Here is a 20,366-nt window from a genome sequence, read left to right as displayed (position 1 = left end):
GTTGCGTTCGGCCGGTGGCCGGACCGACGGCGGTCGCAGAGTGGTACTGGTCATGGGTGGGCCACCCTCACTTGTCGGAGCTGATGCGGCGGGCCAGCAGGTAGTTGATGAACGAGACGGACGCGATCAGCAGGAACAGCACCAGGGCGACGGCGCCCGCGTACCCCCACCGGAACCGCTGGTTCATGACGTCCAGCAGGTACATCGTGATCGTCTGGAACTGCCCCTCCGTGCCGCCGGAGAGCGCGCCCGAGCCGCTGGTGAACATCAGCGGCTCGGTGAAGAGCTGCAGACCGCCGATGGTCGAGATGATCAGCGTGAAGATGATGGTGGGGCGCAGCTGCGGAATGGTGATCGACCAGAACTGGCGGCGTTGCGAGGCGCCGTCGAGGGCGGCCGCCTCGTACACGTCCTTGCTGATCGACTGCATCGCGGCGAGGTAGATGAGGGCGTTGTAGCCCACCCACCGCCAGTCGACCATGGTGGCGATGGCGACCCAGGAGGCGAAGCGGTTGGCCCGCCAGTCGATGGGGCCGAGACCGACCAGGTCGAGCAGCCAGTTCATCAGGCCGAAGTCCCGGGCGTAGATCATCGAGAAGATGAGCGCCACCACGGCGGTCGAGGTGATGATCGGCATCGCGATGGCCAGCCGGAAGAACATCTGGCCGCGGATGCGGCGGTTCAACGCGTTGGCCAGCATCAGCGCGATGAGCAGCTGCGGGATGGTGGAGAGCGCGAACATCCCGAAGGTGTTCACCACCGCGTTCCAGAACTGCGGGTCGTTCGTGAACAGCTCGACGAAGTTGTCCAGGCCGACGAAGCTGATCGTCGCGTTCATCGGTGACCGGTCGGTCATCGCGATCCAGAACGTGTAGACGATCGGGTAGACGCCGAAGATCGCGAAGAGCACGAAGAACGGCAGGACGAAGACGTACGGGGTGAAGCGCAGGTCCAGCCGGTTCAGCTGCCGGCGGCGCGCCGTTGAGTGCCGTGGCGCCGGGCGCGGCCCGCGGGCCGACGCGTCCGGTGGCGCGGGGGTCTTCAGGGAGCTCATGAGCGGTCCTTCACACTCGGCGGCGCCTCGTGGGGCGCCGCGGCAGGGCGTGTTGACGCGGGTTCACGGGTGGTGCCGGAGCGGCACCACCCGTGAGCGCGTCGCAGCCGTTACTTGCCTGCTGCCTGGCCGTTCTTCACCGCGTCCTGCCAAGCGGCGTCGGCGGCCTTACCCTGCTCGATGCTGCGCAGCGCGTTCTCGACCGCGTCCCGGACCGCCTGGTTCTTCGGGCCGAGGTAGACCGGCTTCAGCTCCTTGGCGCCAGCGGCGAAGATCTTGCCGATCGGCGCGCCGCTGAAGTACTCGTTGGTGGCGGCGAGCACGGCCGGGTCCTCGAGGGCCTGCGGCGACGACGGCAGGTTGCCGACCTTCTTGAACGCCTCGGTCTGGCTCTTGGCGCTGGTCAGGAACTTGGCCAGCTCAGCGGCTTCCTTCTGGTGCTTGCTGGACTTCGGCACGGCCAGCCAGGAACCGCCCCAGTTGCCGCCGTTGCCCGGCGCCTTGGCGACGTCCCACTTGCCGGCCGCCGCGTCACCGGCCTGGCCCTTGATGACACCCGTCATCCAGGCCGGGCAGCCGATGGTGGCGAAGCTGCCGTTCTTGAAGCCGGCGTTCCACTCGTTCGAGAAGCTCCGCAGGTTGTTCGACAGACCCGCGCTGATCATCTTGGTGGTCTGCTGGAACGCGGTCTGCACGTCCGGGTTCTCGCCGACGACGAGCTTGTTGCTCTTGTCGAAGTAGGTGTAGCCGTTGCCGGCGCCCGCCGTCTGCATCAGCACGATGTTGTAGAAGTTGGTGGCCGAGTCGACGAACTTGTGCTTCTTGTCGGCGGCGGTGAACTTCTGGCCCTGCTCGATGAACGCGTCCCACGTCGGCCAGAGGGCGCCGACCTGCTCGCGGTCGGTCGGCAGACCGGCGGCCTTGAAGAGGTCGCTGCGGTAGCAGACGGCCATGCCGCCGACGTCGGTGCCGAGACCGAGCACCTTGCCGTCCGGCGTGAGGCCACCCTCCCACTTCCACGGCAGGAAGTTGCCCTTGAGGTCGTTGGCGCCGTGGTCGGCCAGGTTCACGAACTTGTCGGCCTGCGCGAAGAACTGCACGATCGTGCCCTCTTCGAGGGCGACGACGTCACCGGCACCGGCGCCGGCGGTGATCTGCTGCGTCAGCCGGGTGTTGTAGTCACCGAGGCCGAGGCCCTTGCCGCGCTCCTGGATCGTGACGTTCGGGTGCTCCGTCTGGTACTGCTTGTAGAGATCTTCGTAGCCGAAGCCCTGGTCGCCGAAGACGTCGACGACCAGAGTGACCTTGCCGCCGTCCGAATCGGACGACGAGTCGCCGTCGCCGCAGGCGGTCGCCGCGGCAAGCACGGCGACGGACGCGAGCGCGATCGCCGCAAAGCGGCGACGTGAGGTGACGCTCATCCTGACCCCTCTCAAGTGGTGAGGCTTGGTGTGTCGTACGTGGTGGGGGGTGCTGTAGCGCCCCGCGCCGCTCAGCCGGTGGCCGTGGACGCCTGGGGAGAGCTGTGAAGGAGACTTCCGCCACTCCCCCGGGAGCGCTCCCATGAGATTGCCGGGGCGCTACCAGGGTGTCAATAGACCATTGGGAGCGTTCCCAGATCGTTACCGCCCTGTTTCAGGCCGGCACACGAGGCATCGACGCCAGCCTGACCAGCCCGTTCAGCAGAAGCGACGCAGCAGCGTGGTCGCGACGGCGGGATCGAAGAGCGCCGGGTCGAAGCCGCCGGTGACCCAGCCGGTCAGCAGAGCCCGCTCCGGATGAGCCGGATCGGCCAGGGCCGCCAGCAGCGTCTGGTAGCCCAGTGGACCACCGATTCCCTCCGGCGGGCAGGCGCCCTCCCCGTCCAGGCAGACCGGGTACCGCTCGTCCTGGTCGGCGGTGAGTGCGTCCTCGACGACCAGGTCGTGCTCCCACCAGTCGCCGAAGTCGTACGTGTAGGAGAACCTGCTGCCCTTGCCGAGCACCGCGTCCAGCCGGACGTCCAGCTCGTCGTGCAGCCCCAGGCCCTCGTCCGGGACGGGTTCGCCGTAGGTCACCGTGTCGATCTCGAACGAGTGCAGGTGGCAGTCCCGCCAGCCCATCGCGTGCTGCGCGACCCGGTGCAGTCGGTCCAGCGTGTAGCCGGCCGGGACGAGCACCCGACGCCAGATGATCGGGCGCACGCCGGCGAGGGACATCTTCAGCTGGAAGATCTGACGCGGCATGCTGTCCTGTCCTCCCGCGGCTTAGGCTGCGACCATGATCTGCCGAGCGTGCCGGGCCCGGCGGCACGACGACTGCCCGGGCCGGAACTGGTGCGACTGCCAGCACCGTACCGCTGAACCGACCCCTCCGGTCACCGGTCCGGCCGGCGAATGACGGTCGGAATTCCGATCCGGCGGCTGTGGCCCGAGCCGTCCGTCGAGCCCCTCGACGACGCGGCGTTGACCGCCCTCTACGGCCGCGCCGACCGGCCCCGACTGCGGGTCAACTTCGTCTCCAGCCTGGACGGCGCGGTCACCGTCGACGGCTTCTCCGCCGGGCTGTCGGGCGAGCCGGACAAGCGGGTGTTCGGCCTGCTGCGGATGGTCTGCGACGCCCTCGTGGTGGCCGCCGGCACCCTGCGGCACGAGGGGTACCGGGCCGTCCGCCTGGACGAGGGCCGCCGCGCCTGGCGCAGGGCGAACGGGCTGGCCGCGTACCCGACGTTGGTGGTCGTCTCCGGCGCCCTCGACCTGGACCCGGCGCAGGCCGCGTTCGCCGACGCGCCGGTCCGGCCGATCGTGCTCACCCGCTCCGACGCCGGGCCACCCCCCGGCCTCACCGACGTCGCCGAAGTGCTGCGCTGCGGTACCGGCCGGGTCGACCTCGCCGCCGCCCTGGCCGAGCTGCACGGACGCGGACTGACGCAGCTGCTCTGCGAGGGCGGCCCGCACCTGCTCGGCGCGCTCACCGCGGCCGACCTGGTGGACGAGCTGTGCCTCACGGTCGCGCCGCTGCTCGCCGGGCCGGGGCCGGGGCGGATCACCGCCGGCGACGCCACCGGGCCGACGCACCTGCCGCTGCGGCACGTGCTCGCCGCCGACGACGGCGTCCTGATGCTCCGGCACGCCCGCGACTGACGGCCGCGCCCCGGCGACGGCCCGCCACTCACCGACGCGTGACGGGCCGTCGCCCGGTCACCCACCCAGCGTCGCGGGTGTGACCGACCAGGGTGTCGTCCGCCGCGTCGCGTGGCGACCTGTCGTACTCCTCGGGCAGGATGCACCTCATGCTTCCCGACCGCGCTGCCCGCCCGACCCGAGTCGTCCGATGACCGACGCCGACCTCGACAGCCCGGGCGAGCTGGTCGGCCGGGTGCTGGGCACCGCCGACGCCACGCCGTTGCAGTTCTGGACGGCGGTGGCCCCCGGCAGCTACCTCCAGCTCGACGACGTGGTGGTCACCCGTCGTGAGCTGCCCAACCGCGAGCCGGTGACGATCGCCGGTGTGGTCACGCAGGTCCGGGCCCGGCACGAGGGCGCCCAGTTCGACTCGGACGTCTTCGCCATCGCCGACGGCACCCTGCCCGCCCAGGTCCAGGAGGCGGCCGAGGTCACCACCACGCGGGTCGACCCGGAGCTGTACGTGCCGCCGACCCCGGGGGCCGTGGTGCACCGGGCCGAGGGCGACGCGCGGGCCCGCGCGCTGCACTTCGACCGGATGGAGCGGCGCATCCCGATGGGGATGGGCCGCGACGGCGTGCCGGTCTACCTGAACGCCGACTTCCTCGACGGCAGCCGGGGCGCGCACGTCTCGATCTCCGGCATCTCCGGGGTCGCCACCAAGACGAGCTTCGCCACCTTCCTGCTCTACTCGGTGTTCCGCTCCGGCGTCCTGGGCGGCGACGCGGTCAACGGCAAGGCGCTCATCTTCAACGTCAAGGGCGAGGACCTGCTGTTCCTCGACCACCCCAACACGCGCCTCGACGAGCCGACCCGGGCGGCGTACGCGAAGCTGGGCCTCAGCGCCGGCGCCTTCCCCGACGTGCGGGTGTACGCCCCGCCCCGGGTCGGTGACGCGGCCGGCACGCCGGACGTGAGCAGCCGGCTGACCGGCGTCGACGCCTTCTACTGGACGTTGAGCGAGTTCTGCTCCGACCGCCTGCTGCCGTACGTCTTCGCGGACGCCGACGACGAGCGCCAGCAGTACACGATGGTGGTCCACTCGGTCGCGGCCCACCTGGCCCGGTACGCCCAGCCCGCCGACGGGGGCGTGAGCATCGACGGGGTGCGGCTCGGGTCCTACGGCGATCTGGTCGACCACATCGTCGAGGCGCTCAACAACGACGAGACCCGCTCCGACTGGGCGGGCAGCGCGGTCGGACTGGGCACCGTCAACGCGTTCGCCCGCCGGCTGATCGGCAGCAAGAAGGACCTGGCCCGGCTGATCCGCGGCGACCTGGCCGTCCGTCGCCCGCACTCGATCAACACCAGCGAGTCGGCGCAGGTGACCGTCGTCGACCTGCACAACCTCCCCGACCGGGCGCAGCGGTTCGTGGTGGGTGTGACGCTCAAGAGCGAGTTCGAGCGCAAGGAGAAGGCCGGTACGGCCAAGCCGCTGCTCTTCGTCGTCCTCGACGAGCTCAACAAGTACGCCCCCCGGGAGGGCTCCTCCCCCATCAAGGAGGTGCTGCTCGACATCGCCGAGCGCGGCCGCTCGCTCGGGGTCATCCTGATCGGGGCCCAGCAGACGGCGAGCGAGGTGGAGCGGCGCATCGTCACCAACTCGGCGATCCGGGTGGTCGGCCGGCTCGACCCGGCCGAGGCGTCCCGCCCCGAGTACGGCTTCCTGCCGCCGGCCCAGCGACAGCGGGCGCTGCTCGCCAAGCCGGGCACCATGTTCGTCAACCAGCCGGACATCCCGGTGCCGCTCTGCCTGGAGTTCCCGTTCCCGGCGTGGGCCACCCGGGTCTCCGAGGCGGGTCGGGCCCCCTCGGAGACGCTGCGCTCGATCACCCAGTCCGCCGACCCGTTCGCCGTGGTGGGCTCCGGCGGCGGCAGCGACGACGACATCCCGTTCTAGGGGGCCGGCACACCTATGAAGATCCTGCACACCTCCGACTGGCACGTGGGCAAGGTGCTCAAGGGGCAGTCCCGGGCCGAGGAGCACACGGCCGTGCTGGCCGGGGTGATCGACATCGCCCGCGCCGAACAGCCCGACCTGGTGATCGTCGCCGGTGACCTCTACGACACGGCCGCACCGACCTCGGAGGCGACCCGGCTGGTCACCCGGGCGTTGACCGCGCTGCGTCGTACCGGCGCGGACGTGGTCGCCATCGGCGGCAACCACGACAACGGGCCCGCGCTGGACGCGCTGCGCCCGTGGGCCGAGGCCGCGGGCATCACGCTGCGCGGCGGGGTGCGCGAGAATCCGGCCGAGCACGTCATCGACGGCACCACGGCCGGCGGTGAGCGGTGGCAGCTCGCCGCGCTGCCGTTCCTGTCCCAGCGGTACGCGATCCGCGCGCTGGAAATGTACGAGCTGACCGCCGCCGAGGCCAACCAGACGTACGCCGACCACCTGGGTCGGGTGCTGGGCCGGCTCACCGAGGGTTTCTCGGAGCCGGACCGGGTGCACCTGGTAACCGCCCACCTGACGGTGATCGGCGCGGCGGCCGGCGGCGGCGAGCGGGACGCGCACACGGTGCTCGGCTACGCGGTGCCGGCCACCGTCTTCCCGGCGACGGCGCACTACGTGGCGCTGGGCCACCTGCACCGGGCGCAGCGCGTCGAGGGCCCCTGCCCGGTGCGGTACAGCGGCAGCCCGCTCGCCGTCGACTTCGGCGAGCAGGAGAACGTGCCGTCGGTGACGGTCGTCGAGGTGACCGCCAGCACGGCGGCCCGGGTGCGGGAGGTGCCGGTGACCGCGGCGAGCGCGCTGCGGACGGTCCGCGGCACGCTGGCCCAGCTCGCCGAGATCGAGGCGCCGGACGCCTGGCTGCGGGTGTTCGTGCGGGAGCACCCCCGCGCGGGCCTGCGCGAGGAGGTCCAGGAGCTGCTCCCCCGCGCGTTGGAGATCCGGATCGACCCGGAGTTGCTGGCGACGCCGGGCAGCGGCACCCGGATCGCGCAGCGGTCGGGGCGTTCCCCCCGGGAGCTGTTCGGCGACTACCTGGACAGCCGGGGCCACGACGACGAGGGCGTTCGGGAACTCTTCGACGAGCTCTTCGAGGAGGTCGATCACTGATGCGACCGATGCGGCTCGACATGGCCGGGTTCACGGTCTTCCGGGACTCCACGACGGTCGACTTCACCGACGCCGACTTCTTCGCGTTGATCGGGCCGACCGGTTCGGGCAAGTCGACAGTGCTGGACGCCATCTGCTTCGCCCTCTACGGCACGGTCCCCCGTTGGGGTGGCGCGCGGGGGTTGGCGAACGCCCTCGCGCCGTCGGCGACCGAGGCCCGGGTGCGGCTGGTCTTCGAGTCCGGTGGCGCCCGGTACGTGGCGACCCGGGTGGTGCGCCGGGACGGCCGGGGCAACGTGAAGACCGCGAACGCCGGGTTGCAGGTGATGCCGGCCGGCTTCGACGTGACCAAGCTCGACACCGGGTTGAGCCCGGACGACCTGGGTGAGGTGGTCGCCGGTACGCCCGCCGAGATGGAGCAGGCGGTGCTGGAGGCGGTCGGGCTGCCGTACGAGCAGTTCACCAGCTGCGTGGTGCTGCCGCAGGGGCAGTTCGCCGACTTTCTGCACGCCAAGCCGGCCACCCGGCAGCAGATCCTGGTCAACCTGCTGGGCCTCGGCGTCTACGAGGACGTGCAGAAGAGGGCCACGGCCCGCGCGGCGCAGGCGGAGGCCAAGCTGGACGCGGTCGACCAGGTGCTCGCCGGCCTGACCGGGGTGGACGACGAGGCGGTGGCCGAGGCCGACGCCCTCGTCGAGGAGATGGTTGAGCTGGCCGGCGCGGTGACCGGGGCCATGCCGGAGTTGGCGGCGGCCCGGGACCGCGCGCGGGAGGCGGCGGTGGCCCTGACCGCGCTCGACGACGAGCTGAGCGTGCTGTCCGCCGTCCGCGCCCCGCGCGGGGTGGCCGAGGTGGCGCACGCGGTGGCCGCGGCGCGCGCCGAGGCCGACGCGGCTGTCGCGGCGGTGTCGCTGGCCGAGGAGCGGGAGGAGAAGCTGCGCGGTGAGTTGGCCGGCGCCGGTGACGAGAGCGCGCTGCGGCTGCAACTGCGGGCGTACGACGATCGGGATCGGCTGACCGGCGAGGCCGACACGGTCCGCGCGGCGGTGCGTACGGCGGACGAGGAGCACACGACGGCGGTGGCGGCGCTGGCCGCCGCCCGCGCCGAGGCCGAGCGGGCCGACGCCGAGTTGGAGGCGGCCTTCCGGGCGCACGAGGAGGCGAAGGCCACCGACCTGGCGGTCGGCCTGCGGGCGCACCTGCATCCGGGCAGGCCCTGCCCGGTGTGCGAGCAGCCGGTGACGCGGGTGCCGGCCGTCCCGGCGGATTCGGCGGTGGCCGCCGCGACGGCGGCCGGCAAGGCGGCGCGGGCCGCCACCAAGGCGGCGCAGGCGGCGGTGCAGCAGCGGGACGCCGCGGCGCGTGACCTGGAACGGCTGCTGGTGCAGGCCCGCGCCCGGCAGGAGCAGGTGGACGCCCGGCTGGCCGAACTGGACGGGCAGCTCGCGGGCGCGGCCGAGCCCGCGGTGCTGCGCCGGGAGCTGGCCGAGCACGCCCGGCTGCGACGGGTTCTGGACGAGGCGGCGACCGCCGTCCGGGCGGGCCGGGAAAGCGCCCGCCAGGCCCGCGCCGGGGTGGACGCGGCGCAGGAGCGGCTGCGGGCTACCTGGCGGGGCTTCGACACCGCCCGCGACGGGCTGGCCCGGTTCGGGCCGCCGGCCGCCGACCGGGACGACGTGGCGGCCTCCTGGGCGGCGTTGACCGACTGGGCGACGGCCGAGGCGGAGCGTCGTCGTGCTGACCGGGCCGGCCGGGTTACCGTCGTCGCCGAGGCCGAGGCGGCGGCCGACGAGGTGCAGCGGCGGATCGCCGACATCTTCGCCGCCGCCGACGTGCCGGTCGGCGATGATCCGGTACACGCCGCGACGATCGCAGTGGAGCGGGCCGAGGCCGACCGGCGTCGACTGCACGAGCGCCGCGAACAGGCCGGCACGTTGCGCGAGCAGCGGGCCGGGCACGAGCGCGAGGCGCAGGTCGCGCGGGCCCTCGCGGGCCACCTGCGGGCCAACAACTTCGAGCGGTGGCTGCTGGCGGAGGCGCTGGACCTGCTGGTCGACGGCGCGTCCGGGATCCTGCGGGAACTGTCCTCGGGTCAGTACGAGCTGGTGCACGACAAGGGCGAGTTCTTCGTGGTCGACCACCACGACGCCGGGCTGCGCCGGGGCGTACGGACGCTCTCCGGCGGCGAGACGTTCCAGGCGTCGCTGGCGTTGGCGTTGGCGCTCTCCGAGCAGTTGGCCGGCATGTCGACGACGGCGGCGAGTCTGGAGTCGATCGTCCTGGACGAGGGTTTCGGCACGCTGGACGCGGCCACCCTGGACACGGTGGCCGCCACGCTGGAGAACCTGGCCGCCCGGGGTGACCGGATGGTCGGCGTGGTCACCCACGTCGCGGCGCTGGCCGAGCGGATCCCGGTCCGCTTCGAGGTACGCAAGGACGCCCGCTCGGCGCGCGTCGAACGGACCGGCCGGTGAGCGCGAGGAGTGCAGCGCAGCGGAGCCCCGCTGTCGCGAACGAAAGGTCCGGCCGGTGAGCGCGAGGAGTGCAGCGCAGCGGAGCCCCGCAGTCGCGAACGAAAGGTCGGGTCGGTGAGCGTGGGCGACGCGGCGTTCTTCGTCGACTCGTGGGACCCGTCGTACGGGGCGTCGTTCGAGGCGTCCGCCTCCGGGCCGGCCACCCCGAGCAGCACCCAGGTCGAGGTCGACGTGGAGTTGCCGGCCGTCGACTGGCGGGCGATCGGCGTACGCGCCGACGTGCGGGCGCCGGACGTGGTGCTCCTGGTCGACGGGGTCCGCCGGGTCGACGCGAGCATCTGGACGGCGGAGGAGGACGGCGGGTCGTTTCCGGGGCTCGCGGCGTCGTACGCGGCCGGGGTGGTGCGCTGCGACCTGGGTCGGGGCGCGGCGCAGTTGGCCGGCACGCAGGTGGGCCGGGGTCTGTTCACGGCGAGCCCGTCGGCCCGGGACGTGGTGGCGGGCGCGATCCGCTATCCGGTGCACCGGGTGGGCGGCACCGGCGAGCTGGCGAAGCTGCCGGCGGCCGTGCAGGGCCCGTTGACCGCGTTGGAGGTGGCGGTGTCCGACGCCGCCCGGGTCGACGGCGATCTGTTGGTGGTGGACGGTCCGCTGCGCAGTCGGCACCATCTGCCGCGCACGCTCGGCTACATCAAGACCCAGCACAGCCAGTACCTGGACGCCCGGCTGACGGCGGTGGTGACGGGCCTGGCGCCGGGCGAGCGGTCGCCGGTGTTCCGGCTCCGCACGCCCTGGGGCGGCTGGTCGTGGTATCTGCGGCTGCCGGTGGCCGTGGGCGCGCCGTGGGCCGGCATCGTCCGGGTGGAGTGCTCCACCGAGTTGCCCGTCGAGGCGGCGATCGACCTGGCCGACCTGTCGCTGGTCACGCTGCCCCGGTTCGCGTCGACACCGTACAAGGACCCACGGGCGCCGCAGAACCTCATCCCGATCGCCGGCCTGGAGCGCCGCCTACGCGCGCTGCTCGGCGACTCCCGGCTGCTGCACCGCGCGTTGACCGCCGCGGCACGTGTCGGTCGCTGAGCGGGGGTCGCGGTGGGGCGTAAACGAGCGGGTGACCGGGTGGTCGAGCGGGTGGACACCGGTCTGGCCGAGCTGGTGCCGTCGGCGGACCGGCCCGGTTCGTGGACGCTGCTGTTGGACGGCGCGCCGCAGTCGCACGTCGACCTGAGCGACCCCACCCACCTGGAGTTCGAGTATGTCCGACGGCTGGCCGCCGCGCTGGACCTGATCGCGCCCCCGGGCGAGCCGCTGCGGGTGCTGCACCTGGGCGGTGGCGCGTTGACCCTGCCCCGGTACGTGTCGGCGACCCGGCCCGGCTCGACCCAGCGAGTGTCCGAGGTGGACGGCGCCCTGGTGGAGCTGGTGCGGCGCGTGCTGCCCTGGCCTGCGGACGCGCGGCTGCGGGTCCGCGTGCAGGACGCGCGGGCCGTGCTGACCTCGACGCGCGACGCCAGCTACGACGTGGTGGTCGCCGACGTCTTCGCCGGTGCCCGCACACCGGCGCACCTCACGTCGGTGGAGTACGCCGCCGAGGTCGCGCGGGTGCTCCGCCCGGCGGGTTGGTTGCTGGCGAACCTGGCCGACGGCCCGCCGCTGCGGTACGCCCGCAGTCAGGTCGCCACGGTGCGTTCGGTGCTGCCGCAGGCGTGCCTGGTCGGCGACGCGGGGGTGCTGCGCGGTCGCCGGTACGGCAATCTGGTGCTGGTCGCGGGGCGGACCACTCCCCCGGTGCCCGGCTTGACCCGGCGGGCGGCCGGCGACTGGTTTCCCGGCCGGGTGGTGGCCGATGACGAGTTGGACCGCTTCGCCGGCGGGGCGGCGGTGGTGCGCGACGCCGACGCCACCGGCTCGGATCCGCCACCGCCGGGGCTGTTCTCCGTCCGCCGTTGACCGGTCACCGGTGACGCCGCCGAAGTTTTTTTCGTTGTTCGTTGATCCGCTCGGGGCGTGGCTGCGTACCACCGGGCGGCCCGCCTTGTGGGGGCGGCGTTGGTCACGGACATCCCGGAGGTCTGCATGCATGCGGTGGCGGCCGGTTGGCATGGCGACGCGGTTGGCGCGGACTGGTTGTCCGCGCGGTCGTCGTCACGGTCGACCTCGTCTGCCCGGGGGGTCGACGCCCGAGCCACGTCTCGCCAAAATGGTCCGGTGACGCCCCGACCGGCGCCCGGGCGCCACCAGGCGACGACAACCGAGGCCAGCCACTCCGACCAGTTGATCCGGCTGCTCTACGCCGAGCACGCCGGCCCGTTGCTGATGTTCGTCATGCGGCTCACCGGGGGGGACCGGCAGCGCGCGGAGGACATCGTCCAAGAGACGCTGCTGCGGGCCTGGCGCAACGCGCACCGCCTCGGCGCACAGGGGCAGGGTTCCCTGCGGCCGTGGCTGGTCACCGTGGCGCGGCGGATCGCCATCGACGAGCACCGCAGTCAGGAGGCCCGGCCGCCGGAGACGTACGACCGGGACCTGACGGCGTTCGCCGAGGCGGACAGCACCGACCGGGTGCTGCGCACGATGACGGTGGCGGACGCGCTGCGTACGCTGAGTCAGTCGCACCGGGAGATCCTGATCGCGACGTACTTCCGGGGGCGGACGGTGCCGGAGGCGGCGGAGGAGCTGGGGCTTCCGTTGGGCACCGCCAAGTCGCGGGTCTACTACGCGCTGCGCGCCTTGCGCACGGCTCTGCAGGAGCGGGGGGTGACAGAATGAGCCGGCCGGACCACATGGACGTCGCCGCGTACGCGCTCGGCGTGCTTGACGAGCAGGACACCGAGCGGTTCGAGGAGCATCTCGCCGCTTGCTGGGCGTGCGCGGCCGAGCTGGAGACGATGGTGCCGGTGGTGGGCCTGCTCTCCGGCATCGACGGCGAGACGATGATGGCCCTGGAGCAAACCGCCACGGATCCGGCGCTGCTGGACCGGACACTGGTCGCGGTCCGGGCCGACCGGCGGCGCACCAGGTTTCGTCAGCTGCTCGCGACCGCCGCGGCGGTGGTGGTCTTCGGCGGGTTGACGGGTTACGGCTTCGTCAGCGTGGCCGGGGACGACGCGCCGGGAACTCTCGCGGAGCCGACGGCGAGCGCCGGCGTCAACGACCCGCCGACGAGCGCGCCGACCGCGCCGCCGAGCGGACCGGGCGTCGGCGGCACCGAGGAGGAGGGCGACCAGGTCGACGCCACCGACCCGACGACCGGCGTCCAGACGACCATGTTCCTGCTTGAGCGGGAGTACGGCACCCGCATCAACTTCAGCCTGCGCAAACTGCCCGGCCCGCGGACCTGCCGACTGGTGGTGGTGCGCGACAACGCCACCACGGAGGTGATTTCGACGTGGTCGGTGCCCGAGGGTGGTTACGGCACCAACAGCCGCCCGCAGGGTCTTGAGCTGAGCGCGTCGACGTCGGCGTTGACGAGCGACATCAAACAGCTCCAGGTGCAGTCGGTGGACCGTAACGGTGTGGCGAGCCCGCTGGTCACGGTGCCCATGTAGGGTCGCGTACCATCGTCGACGCCGGCCATTGTCCAATGGCCGGCGTCGATTTTTGTTTCCGTCGAAAGTTCCGCGTGGGGCCGTACGCATCATCGTTCGCTACGGTTCAATCAAAACCCGTGAAATTGACCACTGTTACTTCTTCAACCTTGACAGCCCGCTCGCCGTACCTATGGGTGAACTGCCAAGAATGAGGAGGGCACGTGGCACAGATGAAGCGGACCGTCATCGTCGCGAGCGCGATGGTCGCACTAACGGCCTGCGCTCCCGCGGGTTACGACGGGGCGAACTCGAGCGCGGCCGAGCCGGTCGCCGTCGCCGCGGCCGAGCCCAGCGCGTCGGCGGAGCCCGAGGCGTCGGCATCCGCGGAGGCGCCGGTCGCCGACGCGCCGCCGGCCGCGGACGTCGACCTGACCGAGCAGTTGATCGGCAAGAAGATCGCCCGGATGGGCAACGTCGTGACGGACCAGGACGGCTGGGTCCTGTACCGCTTCGACAAGGACACCGCCGACCCGCCCGCGTCGAACTGCGTGGACAAGTGCGCGCAGGTGTGGCCGCCCGCGCTGACCGACGGGAACCCCCAACTCACCGGCCTCTCCGACGACAAGGTCGGCAGCGTCACCCGCCAGGACGGCACCCGCCAGCTCACCATCGGCGGCTGGCCGGTCTACCGCTACATCGGCGACAAGAAGCCCGGCCAGTGGAAGGGTCAGGCCGTCGGCGGCACCTGGTTCGTGGTCGACCAGAACGGCAAGAAGAACCTGACCTGCCTGCCCACCTCGACGCCGAAGGCCGTCGCGCCGCCGGCGGACAGCGGGTCGAGCGACGCCGGAGGCTCGGGCTACTCGTACTGATCCCGGCACCACCGGGTACGACGGTGGCCGGTCGCAGCCGCAGCGGGCGCGACCGGCCACCGTCGTACCCGGTGGCACGTCGGCGGACGGCGGCGACCGGCACCGCCGCGTGACCTGGCAGAGTGGCAGGGTGACCGAGACCGAACCCGCCGCGACCCGGGTGCTGCACCCGCCGGTCGGATACCGGCTGGCCGCGTCGGTCCGCGCGCTGACCTTCAGCCCGTACGACCCGTGCGCGCGGATCGCCGCCGGCACCTTCTGGTGGGCGACCCGCACCCCGCAGGGACCGGCCACCCTCGCGCTGCGACCGACGGGCGGTGATCTGCTCGCCGAGGGGTACGGGCCGGGCGCCGAGCATGTGGTGGCACACGCCGACGGGATCGCCGGGCTGCGCGACGACCTCACCGGCTTCGCCGAGTTGGCGGCGGCGCACCCGCTCGTCGCCCGGCTGGCCCGGGAGCACCGGGGATTGCGCATGCCCACCACCGGGCAGGTCTTCCCCCGACTGCTGCGGGCGGTCTTCGAGCAGAAGGTCACCGGCAAGGAGGCGTACCGGGCGTACGCGGCGACCGTGCGGCACTTCCGCGAGCCGGCGCCCGGCCCGCTTCAGCCGCTGCTGCTGCCACCCGAGGCCGCCGCGGTGGCCGCCACCCCGTACTGGGTGTTCCACCCGTTCGGCGTGGAGCAGCGCCGGGCCGACACGCTGCGCCGGGCCGCCGCGCTGGCCGACCGTCTGGAGCGCTGCGTCGACGCGGCGGAGGCGACCCGCCGGCTGACCGCCATCGCGGGCATCGGGCCGTGGACCGCTGCCGAGGTGGTCCGGATCGCGTACGGCGACCCCGACGCGGTGAGCGTCGGCGACTACCACATCCCGAACACCGTGTCCTGGGCCCTGGCCGGCGAACCGAGGGGCGACGACGCGCGGATGCTGACCCTGCTGGAGCCGTTCCGGGGGCATCGGGGTCGGGTGTGTGTGCTGCTGGAGGCCGCCGGTATCCAGGCGCCGAAGTACGGCCCGCGCGCGCCGATCCGCTCGTTCGCCCGCTTCTGAGCGTTTCCCGGCTGCCGGGCAGCGGCCGGGCCGCCCGGGTTCGGCAACGCCGGCTGTGTTGTGCTGCCCCGATGAGCGTCGAGGTGAGCATCGTTGCGGCGGTTGTCGCGGACGCCGGCGAGATCCTGACCGTCCAGCGCGCCGCGTACCTGAGCGAGGCGCAACACTACGGCGAGCCCTTCCTGCCGCCGTTGACCGAGACCCTGGACGAGGTCGCGGCCGTGCTGGCCGGCCCGGATATCGTGCTCGTCGCCCGCTCGGGGCACCGGCTGGTCGGCTCGGTGCGCGCCCACCTGGCCGGCGACACCGCACAGGTCGGACGCCTCTCGGTCGCCCCCGACCAGCAGGGGCGGGGTCTCGGGGCGCGACTGCTGGTCGCGATCGAGGAGGCCTGCGCCGGCCGCGCGGCCCGGTTCACCCTCTTCACCGGCGCGGACAGCGCCCGCACCCTCGCGCTCTACCAGCGGTACGGCTACCGGGTCGTGGCGCACCGTCCGGACCCGAACGGCACCCCGCTGGCCGTGCTGGAGAAACCGGCCGTCAGCTCCGCTCACAGCGACGCCTGAGCCCGTCGGCCTCCAGCCCGACGTAGCGGCGCAGCAGGCCGCCGTACAGCCGGCCGATCAGACCGGCCAGCGGTCCGCTCTGGTCGATGGCCACGTCGACCCGGGTACGTCCGTCGGGCAACGGCACCAACCGGTGCTCGCCACGGGTGTGCACACCCGGGACGTCGGAGACCCAGGTGAATTCCCGCCCCTCGGTCAGCTCGACGACCCGCCACACCGCCGGGCGCAGTTTCGGCTGGGTCAGGCGGGCGGTCGCGCCGACCGCGAGGGGCCCCGGCTCACCCCGCTCGGCCCGGGTCACCGAGGCGGTCCACTCCGGCCACCGTTCCACGTCCACCAGCACCGCCCAGACCCGCTCGGCGTCGGCGCCGATCTCGGTGTTCGCTGCGAACCGCATCGCGTCCCCTCCCCCGGTGGCGCCGTCCGGCTCCGCCACCTGCTGCCGACGACGCTGCCCGGCGGACCGTCACCGCGGCATCCACCGGGCGGTCCGATCATCGATCGGGCCGTGGGTCCGCCGGCCGCGCGGGATCAGGCGGCTTCGCGCAGGTCGGCCAGGCTCAACGGGGTACGACGCCGCAGCAGCTCTTCCAGCTCGGACACCGTGGCGACCTCGCCGAGCACGTCCCGGCCGCCACCGAACCGCTGTGGATATCGACGGGTCAGCCGGTAGCGGTAGCGGCCCCGGACCAGCTCGACGCTGACCCGCCACCGCCCGCAGCAGTCACAGACCCACTCGGCCATCCCGCGAAACTAGCTCTGACCTGCGGTTATCTGATTCGCCCGCGGGGGACGAGGGGCGCGCGGGCGGACACGCCACCGCCGCACCAGCGGTGATCTGCCTCACGGCTGTCGGTGCCGTCTGATTGACTGGTCGCCGTGGACCTGCCGATCAACCCTCCGGTCGAGCCGATGCTGGCCAAGAGCGTCGCCAAGCTACCCACCACGCCCGGTGTGACGTACGAGCCCAAGTGGGACGGGTTCCGGTGCATCGTGTTCCGCGACGGCGACGAGGTCGAGCTGGCCAGCCGGGGCGGCAAGTCGATGACCCGCTACTTCCCCGAGGTGGTCGAGCAGGCCCGCCGGCAGCTGCCCGAGCGGTGCGCGGTCGACGGTGAGCTGATCGTGATCCGGCGGGACGGGCCGTCCGGTCAGCCGAGGCTGGACTTCGAGCTGCTGGCCCAGCGCATCCACCCGGCGGCGTCGCGGGTCAAGCTGCTGGCCGAGACCACGCCCGCCGACTTCGTCGCCTTCGACCTGCTGGCCGTCGGTGACGAGGCGTTGCTCGACCAGCCGTACCCGCGCCGCCGGGAGCGGCTGGTCCAGGCCCTGGCCGAGGTGCGCCCGCCGGTGCACGTCACCCAGGTCACCACCGACCCGGAGACCGCCCGCCGCTGGTTCGACGTCTTCGAGGGCGCGGGGCTGGACGGCCTGATCGTCAAGCCGGCCGACCTGACGTACGAGCCGGGCAAGCGGTTGATGTTCAAGGTCAAGCACGCCCGCACCGCCGACGCGGTGGTGGCCGGCTTCCGCTGGCACAAGTCCGGCCCGGTGGTCGGCTCGCTGCTGCTCGGCCTCTACGACGACGAGGGCGTCCTGCACCACGTCGGGGTGAGCGCGTCGTTCAGCATGGCCCGCCGGGCCGAGTTGCTCGACGAGTTGGCCCCCTACCGGGACACCGGCAGCGAGCACCCGTGGGTGCACGGCGACCACGAACGCGGTCAGCGCATCCCGGGCGGGGTGAGCCGGTGGACCGGCACCAAGAACCTGGAGTGGGAGCCGCTGCGCCCGGAACTGGTCGTCGAGGTGGGCTACGACGCGATGGAGGGCGACCGCTTCCGGCACACCGCCCAGTTCGTCCGGTGGCGACCCGACCGCGGTCCCCGCTCCTGCCGCTACGACCAGCTCGACCGTCCGATCCGCTTCGACGTGGACCAGGTGCTGCGCGGCGATCCGGCGGTCACCCTGGATCGGGCCGCCACCGGTCCGGCGTAGCCTGGCCGTCGACCCGACTCCGGAGGATCACGTGAGCCGCACCGCCGACCACCCTCGGATGGCACCCGGTCGCCGGGTCCGTCACCGTTTCGTCGCCTTCGCCGTGGCGGCCCTGCTCACCGCCGGCTGCACGCTACCGGCGTTCGCGCCGCGCACCGAGGTGCAGGGTGAGGCGGCCCCGGCCGGCTCGTCGGCCACCTGGCGGCCGTGCCCGGAGGTGGCCGACGATCTGGTGGGGCGGGGCGCACCGGACATGCGCTACGAGTGCGCGCGGATCGCCGTTCCCCGGGACTGGGGCACCGGCAGCGGGGCCACCGCCGGACCCGGCGCCGGGCAGACCTTCGAGATCGCTCTGCTGCGGGCCCGGTCCACCCGGCAGCGCGACCGCATCGGCTCACTGGTGGTCAACCCCGGCGGACCGGGCGGCTCCGGTGTGGACACCGCCGTCTACCTCTCGTTCGGCACCCAGTTCGGTGGGCTGCCCACCTCGGTCACCGAGCGCTTCGACATCGTCGGCTTCGACCCGCGCGGCGTTTCCCGCTCCAGTCCGGTCAAGTGCATCTCCGACGCCGACCTGGACACGAGCTTCGGCTACGACCCCGACCCGCAGAGCCAGGCGTCGTTCGACGGCTTCGCCGGGTTGAGCCAGCGGATCGGGCGTGGTTGCGGGGACCGTTACGGCGACCAGTTGCCCCTGTACGGCAGTGAGCAGGCCGCCCGGGACATGGATGCCGTCCGCGCCGCCGTCGGTGACGACAAGCTGACCTACCTGGGCTACTCCTACGGCACGCTGCTCGGCGCCATCTACGCCCAGCTCTACCCGCAGCGGGTACGCGCGTTGGTGCTCGACGGCGCCGTCGACCCGCAGCAGCGGTTGGTGGCCGGCTCGGAGAGCCAGGCCCGCGGGTTCGAGCGGGCGTTCGACAACTTCACCCGATGGTGCGCCGCCAACGCCCCGCGCTGCCCGATCGCTCCCGACGCCCGCGCCGCCGTGACCTCGGCCATCGACAAAGCCAAGGTCTCCCCCGTCCGGGGCGACGACGGGCGGGAGGCCACCGCGGGCTGGGTCTTCTACGCGGTCATCTCGTCCCTCTACACGGAGTCCGGCTGGCAGGAGCTGGCACGGGCCATCGACCGGCTGGCCGAGGGCGACCCGAAGGACGTGTTCCGGCTCGCCGACTCGTACGCCGGGCGGGAAAGCGACGGGCACTACTCGAACCTGTTCGACGCCAACCTCGCCATCAACTGCGCAGACGAGACCGAGAAGCCGAGCCGGGAGCAGATCCGCCAGTTGCAGTCGCAGTGGCGCGCGAAGTACCCGCTGTTCGGTCCGGCGCTCGCCGTCGGCATGCTGAGCTGCGTCGAGTGGCCGGGCGGCCGGGACCCGTACCCGACCGGGCGGGCCAACGGCGCGCCACCGATCGTGGTGGTCGGCACGACCGGCGACCCCGCGACGCCGTACGAGCAGACCGGCCGGCTCGCCTCGATGCTGGGCGTGGGCCGGGTGCTCACGTGGGAGGGCGAGGGGCACACCGCGTACCCGCAGACCTCCTGCATCACCCAGGCCGTCGACGCGTACCTGCTCGACCTGACCGTTCCCCGCGAGGGCCTGCGCTGCCCGGCCAAGTGACGTTGTGCCAGGCTGACCGGTATGAGCGACATGATCTTCCGGGAGGCTGTCCGCGCGGACCTGCCCGCCGTCATCGCCCTGCTCGCCGACGACGTCCTGGGCAAGGCTCGTGACTTCACCCAGGTCGACGAGGCGTACGAACGGGCGTTCGCCGACATCAGCGCCGACCCGCGCAACTTCCTGATCGTCGCCGAGCAGGACGGCGACCTGGTCGGATGCCTACAGATCACCTACATCCCGGGGCTGGGCCGGCACGGTGCCGAGCGCTCCCTCATCGAGTCGGTCCGGGTGCGCTCCGACCGGCGCGGGCAAGGGCTCGGCCGGCAGATGATGGCCTGGGTCATCGACCAGGCCCGGCGGCGGGGCTGCGCCCTGGTCCAGCTCACCACCGACAAGTCCCGTACCGACGCGCACCGCTTCTATCTGGGCCTCGGCTTCAGAGCCAGCCACGAAGGCATGAAGCTTCCGCTCTGACCCGCCCGAGACGCCGGGCCGCCCGCCTACGCCGGCCCGCCGGTAGCGCCGGCAGGGCGGGGGCCCCTGACAGGTGGTCGACGGCTCGGGCCCCAGGTTGCCACTGGACACCTGTCGAGCTGCCCCAGATGCGGGGCGCAGCGATCCACGCCGACGGCCTGGCCCGGCACCCACCTAGGCCAACCACATCAACCGCCTGGCACAACACCCGCTGACGCCAACGGCCTGGCACAGCACCGACCAACGCCAACCACATCAACCGCCGACACAGCACCCACCAACGCCAGCCACATCAACGGCCGACCCGGCACCCGCTGACGCCAACGGCCTGGCACAACAACCACCGACGCCAACCACATCAACCGCCGATACAACACCCGCTGACGCACACCGGCTGGCACAGGCACCCGCCGCACGCCAACCGCGCGCCCCATTTCTGGGGCAGCTCGACAGGGAGCGGACAGACCTAGTGGTCCGCCCTGACCGAGTCGA

At 72.7% G+C, this 20,366-nt stretch carries 19 protein-coding genes; 14 read left to right on the top strand and 5 right to left on the bottom strand.

The window, feature by feature from the left end:
- Positions 1 to 67 precede the first annotated feature (67 nt).
- From AB0I89_RS09555 to AB0I89_RS09545, 3 genes are all read right to left on the bottom strand, one after another.
- A complete protein-coding gene (locus AB0I89_RS09555; RefSeq protein WP_357122894.1) occupies positions 68 to 1,054 on the bottom strand; it encodes a sugar ABC transporter permease in 987 nt (328 codons plus the stop codon).
- 110 nt (positions 1,055 to 1,164) lie between these two features.
- Positions 1,165 to 2,475, bottom strand: coding sequence for an extracellular solute-binding protein (locus AB0I89_RS09550; protein ID WP_357122891.1), 1,311 nt, complete (start codon positions 2,473 to 2,475; stop codon positions 1,165 to 1,167).
- A gap of 258 nt (positions 2,476 to 2,733) precedes the next feature.
- Positions 2,734 to 3,279 carry a plasmid pRiA4b ORF-3 family protein gene (locus AB0I89_RS09545; RefSeq protein ID WP_357122888.1) on the bottom strand — a complete coding sequence of 182 codons (546 nt, stop codon included), beginning with the start codon at positions 3,277 to 3,279 and terminating at the stop codon, positions 2,734 to 2,736.
- Positions 3,280 to 3,429: 150 nt separating this feature from the next.
- On the opposite strand from AB0I89_RS09545, the gene AB0I89_RS09540 reads away from it, so the two are divergent.
- The 11 genes from AB0I89_RS09540 (at position 3,430) to AB0I89_RS09490 (ending at position 15,775) form a co-directional block, all read left to right on the top strand.
- Positions 3,430 to 4,176 (top strand): pyrimidine reductase family protein, encoded by a 747-nt coding sequence (locus AB0I89_RS09540; protein WP_357122885.1) that lies wholly within the window; start codon positions 3,430 to 3,432, stop codon positions 4,174 to 4,176.
- Between the two features lie 190 nt (positions 4,177 to 4,366).
- Positions 4,367 to 6,118: an ATP-binding protein gene (locus tag AB0I89_RS09535; protein WP_357122882.1), complete on the top strand. Its 1,752-nt coding sequence runs from the start codon at positions 4,367 to 4,369 to the stop codon at positions 6,116 to 6,118.
- A gap of 15 nt (positions 6,119 to 6,133) precedes the next feature.
- Positions 6,134 to 7,282 carry an exonuclease SbcCD subunit D gene (locus AB0I89_RS09530; RefSeq protein WP_357122879.1) on the top strand — a complete coding sequence of 383 codons (1,149 nt, stop codon included), beginning with the start codon at positions 6,134 to 6,136 and terminating at the stop codon, positions 7,280 to 7,282.
- Complete coding sequence (locus tag AB0I89_RS09525) at positions 7,282 to 9,756, top strand: SMC family ATPase (RefSeq protein WP_357122876.1); 2,475 nt, start codon at positions 7,282 to 7,284, stop codon at positions 9,754 to 9,756. Before AB0I89_RS09530 ends, AB0I89_RS09525 begins: the two co-directional genes overlap by 1 nt.
- 114 nt (positions 9,757 to 9,870) lie before the next feature.
- Complete coding sequence (locus tag AB0I89_RS09520; protein ID WP_357122872.1) at positions 9,871 to 10,836, top strand: hypothetical protein; 966 nt, start codon at positions 9,871 to 9,873, stop codon at positions 10,834 to 10,836.
- Positions 10,837 to 10,848: 12 nt separating this feature from the next.
- Positions 10,849 to 11,706: a fused MFS/spermidine synthase gene (locus AB0I89_RS09515; protein ID WP_357122869.1), complete on the top strand. Its 858-nt coding sequence runs from the start codon at positions 10,849 to 10,851 to the stop codon at positions 11,704 to 11,706.
- A gap of 126 nt (positions 11,707 to 11,832) precedes the next feature.
- Complete coding sequence (locus AB0I89_RS09510; RefSeq protein ID WP_355051883.1) at positions 11,833 to 12,525, top strand: sigma-70 family RNA polymerase sigma factor; 693 nt, start codon at positions 11,833 to 11,835, stop codon at positions 12,523 to 12,525.
- Complete coding sequence (locus AB0I89_RS09505; RefSeq protein ID WP_357122866.1) at positions 12,522 to 13,304, top strand: zf-HC2 domain-containing protein; 783 nt, start codon at positions 12,522 to 12,524, stop codon at positions 13,302 to 13,304. Before AB0I89_RS09510 ends, AB0I89_RS09505 begins: the two co-directional genes overlap by 4 nt.
- A 203-nt stretch (positions 13,305 to 13,507) precedes the next feature.
- Positions 13,508 to 14,158, top strand: coding sequence for a hypothetical protein (locus AB0I89_RS09500; protein ID WP_355051743.1), 651 nt, complete (start codon positions 13,508 to 13,510; stop codon positions 14,156 to 14,158).
- 130 nt (positions 14,159 to 14,288) lie between these two features.
- Complete coding sequence (locus tag AB0I89_RS09495; RefSeq protein WP_357122862.1) at positions 14,289 to 15,209, top strand: DNA-3-methyladenine glycosylase 2 family protein; 921 nt, start codon at positions 14,289 to 14,291, stop codon at positions 15,207 to 15,209.
- 71 nt (positions 15,210 to 15,280) lie between these two features.
- Positions 15,281 to 15,775: a GNAT family N-acetyltransferase gene (locus AB0I89_RS09490; RefSeq protein WP_357122859.1), complete on the top strand. Its 495-nt coding sequence runs from the start codon at positions 15,281 to 15,283 to the stop codon at positions 15,773 to 15,775.
- Here AB0I89_RS09490 and AB0I89_RS09485 read toward each other — a convergent pair.
- Positions 15,750 to 16,172, bottom strand: a complete 423-nt coding sequence (locus AB0I89_RS09485) for an SRPBCC family protein (protein WP_357122856.1) — start codon at positions 16,170 to 16,172, stop codon at positions 15,750 to 15,752. The genes AB0I89_RS09490 and AB0I89_RS09485 overlap by 26 nt on opposite strands.
- Before the next feature lie 134 nt (positions 16,173 to 16,306).
- Complete coding sequence (locus AB0I89_RS09480; protein WP_357122853.1) at positions 16,307 to 16,519, bottom strand: hypothetical protein; 213 nt, start codon at positions 16,517 to 16,519, stop codon at positions 16,307 to 16,309.
- Positions 16,520 to 16,654: 135 nt separating this feature from the next.
- Between AB0I89_RS09480 and AB0I89_RS09475 the strand changes: the two genes are divergently transcribed.
- Genes AB0I89_RS09475 through AB0I89_RS09465 form a run of 3 tightly spaced genes read left to right on the top strand, consistent with a single transcriptional unit; the run spans position 16,655 to position 19,874 of the window.
- Positions 16,655 to 17,770 carry an ATP-dependent DNA ligase gene (locus tag AB0I89_RS09475; protein WP_357122850.1) on the top strand — a complete coding sequence of 372 codons (1,116 nt, stop codon included), beginning with the start codon at positions 16,655 to 16,657 and terminating at the stop codon, positions 17,768 to 17,770.
- A gap of 58 nt (positions 17,771 to 17,828) precedes the next feature.
- Positions 17,829 to 19,400, top strand: coding sequence for an alpha/beta hydrolase (locus tag AB0I89_RS09470; protein WP_357123381.1), 1,572 nt, complete (start codon positions 17,829 to 17,831; stop codon positions 19,398 to 19,400).
- A 21-nt stretch (positions 19,401 to 19,421) separates the two neighbouring features.
- Positions 19,422 to 19,874 carry a GNAT family N-acetyltransferase gene (locus AB0I89_RS09465; protein ID WP_357122847.1) on the top strand — a complete coding sequence of 151 codons (453 nt, stop codon included), beginning with the start codon at positions 19,422 to 19,424 and terminating at the stop codon, positions 19,872 to 19,874.
- Positions 19,875 to 20,366 lie beyond the last annotated feature (492 nt).

Source organism: Micromonospora sp. NPDC049801, assembly GCF_040656575.1.
GTDB lineage: Bacteria > Actinomycetota > Actinomycetes > Mycobacteriales > Micromonosporaceae > Micromonospora.
The sequence above is the reverse complement of the archived record's forward strand: the minus strand, read 5'-3'. Positions and strand labels throughout refer to the sequence as shown.

Bases quoted from the DNA above. Each gene is read 5' to 3' on its own strand.
- AB0I89_RS09555 (WP_357122894.1), bottom strand. From the start codon at position 1,054: ATGAGCTCCCTGAAGACCCCCGCGCCACCGGACGCGTCGGCCCGCGGG.
- AB0I89_RS09550 (WP_357122891.1), bottom strand. From the start codon at position 2,475: ATGAGCGTCACCTCACGTCGCCGCTTTGCGGCGATCGCGCTCGCGTCC.
- AB0I89_RS09545 (WP_357122888.1), bottom strand. From the start codon at position 3,279: ATGCCGCGTCAGATCTTCCAGCTGAAGATGTCCCTCGCCGGCGTGCGC.
- AB0I89_RS09540 (WP_357122885.1), top strand. From the start codon at position 3,430: ATGACGGTCGGAATTCCGATCCGGCGGCTGTGGCCCGAGCCGTCCGTC.
- AB0I89_RS09535 (WP_357122882.1), top strand. From the start codon at position 4,367: ATGACCGACGCCGACCTCGACAGCCCGGGCGAGCTGGTCGGCCGGGTG.
- AB0I89_RS09530 (WP_357122879.1), top strand. From the start codon at position 6,134: ATGAAGATCCTGCACACCTCCGACTGGCACGTGGGCAAGGTGCTCAAG.
- AB0I89_RS09525 (WP_357122876.1), top strand. From the start codon at position 7,282: ATGCGACCGATGCGGCTCGACATGGCCGGGTTCACGGTCTTCCGGGAC.
- AB0I89_RS09510 (WP_355051883.1), top strand. From the start codon at position 11,833: ATGCATGCGGTGGCGGCCGGTTGGCATGGCGACGCGGTTGGCGCGGAC.
- AB0I89_RS09505 (WP_357122866.1), top strand. From the start codon at position 12,522: ATGAGCCGGCCGGACCACATGGACGTCGCCGCGTACGCGCTCGGCGTG.
- AB0I89_RS09490 (WP_357122859.1), top strand. From the start codon at position 15,281: ATGAGCGTCGAGGTGAGCATCGTTGCGGCGGTTGTCGCGGACGCCGGC.
- AB0I89_RS09485 (WP_357122856.1), bottom strand. From the start codon at position 16,172: ATGCGGTTCGCAGCGAACACCGAGATCGGCGCCGACGCCGAGCGGGTC.
- AB0I89_RS09480 (WP_357122853.1), bottom strand. From the start codon at position 16,519: ATGGCCGAGTGGGTCTGTGACTGCTGCGGGCGGTGGCGGGTCAGCGTC.
- AB0I89_RS09470 (WP_357123381.1), top strand. From the start codon at position 17,829: ATGGCACCCGGTCGCCGGGTCCGTCACCGTTTCGTCGCCTTCGCCGTG.
- AB0I89_RS09465 (WP_357122847.1), top strand. From the start codon at position 19,422: ATGAGCGACATGATCTTCCGGGAGGCTGTCCGCGCGGACCTGCCCGCC.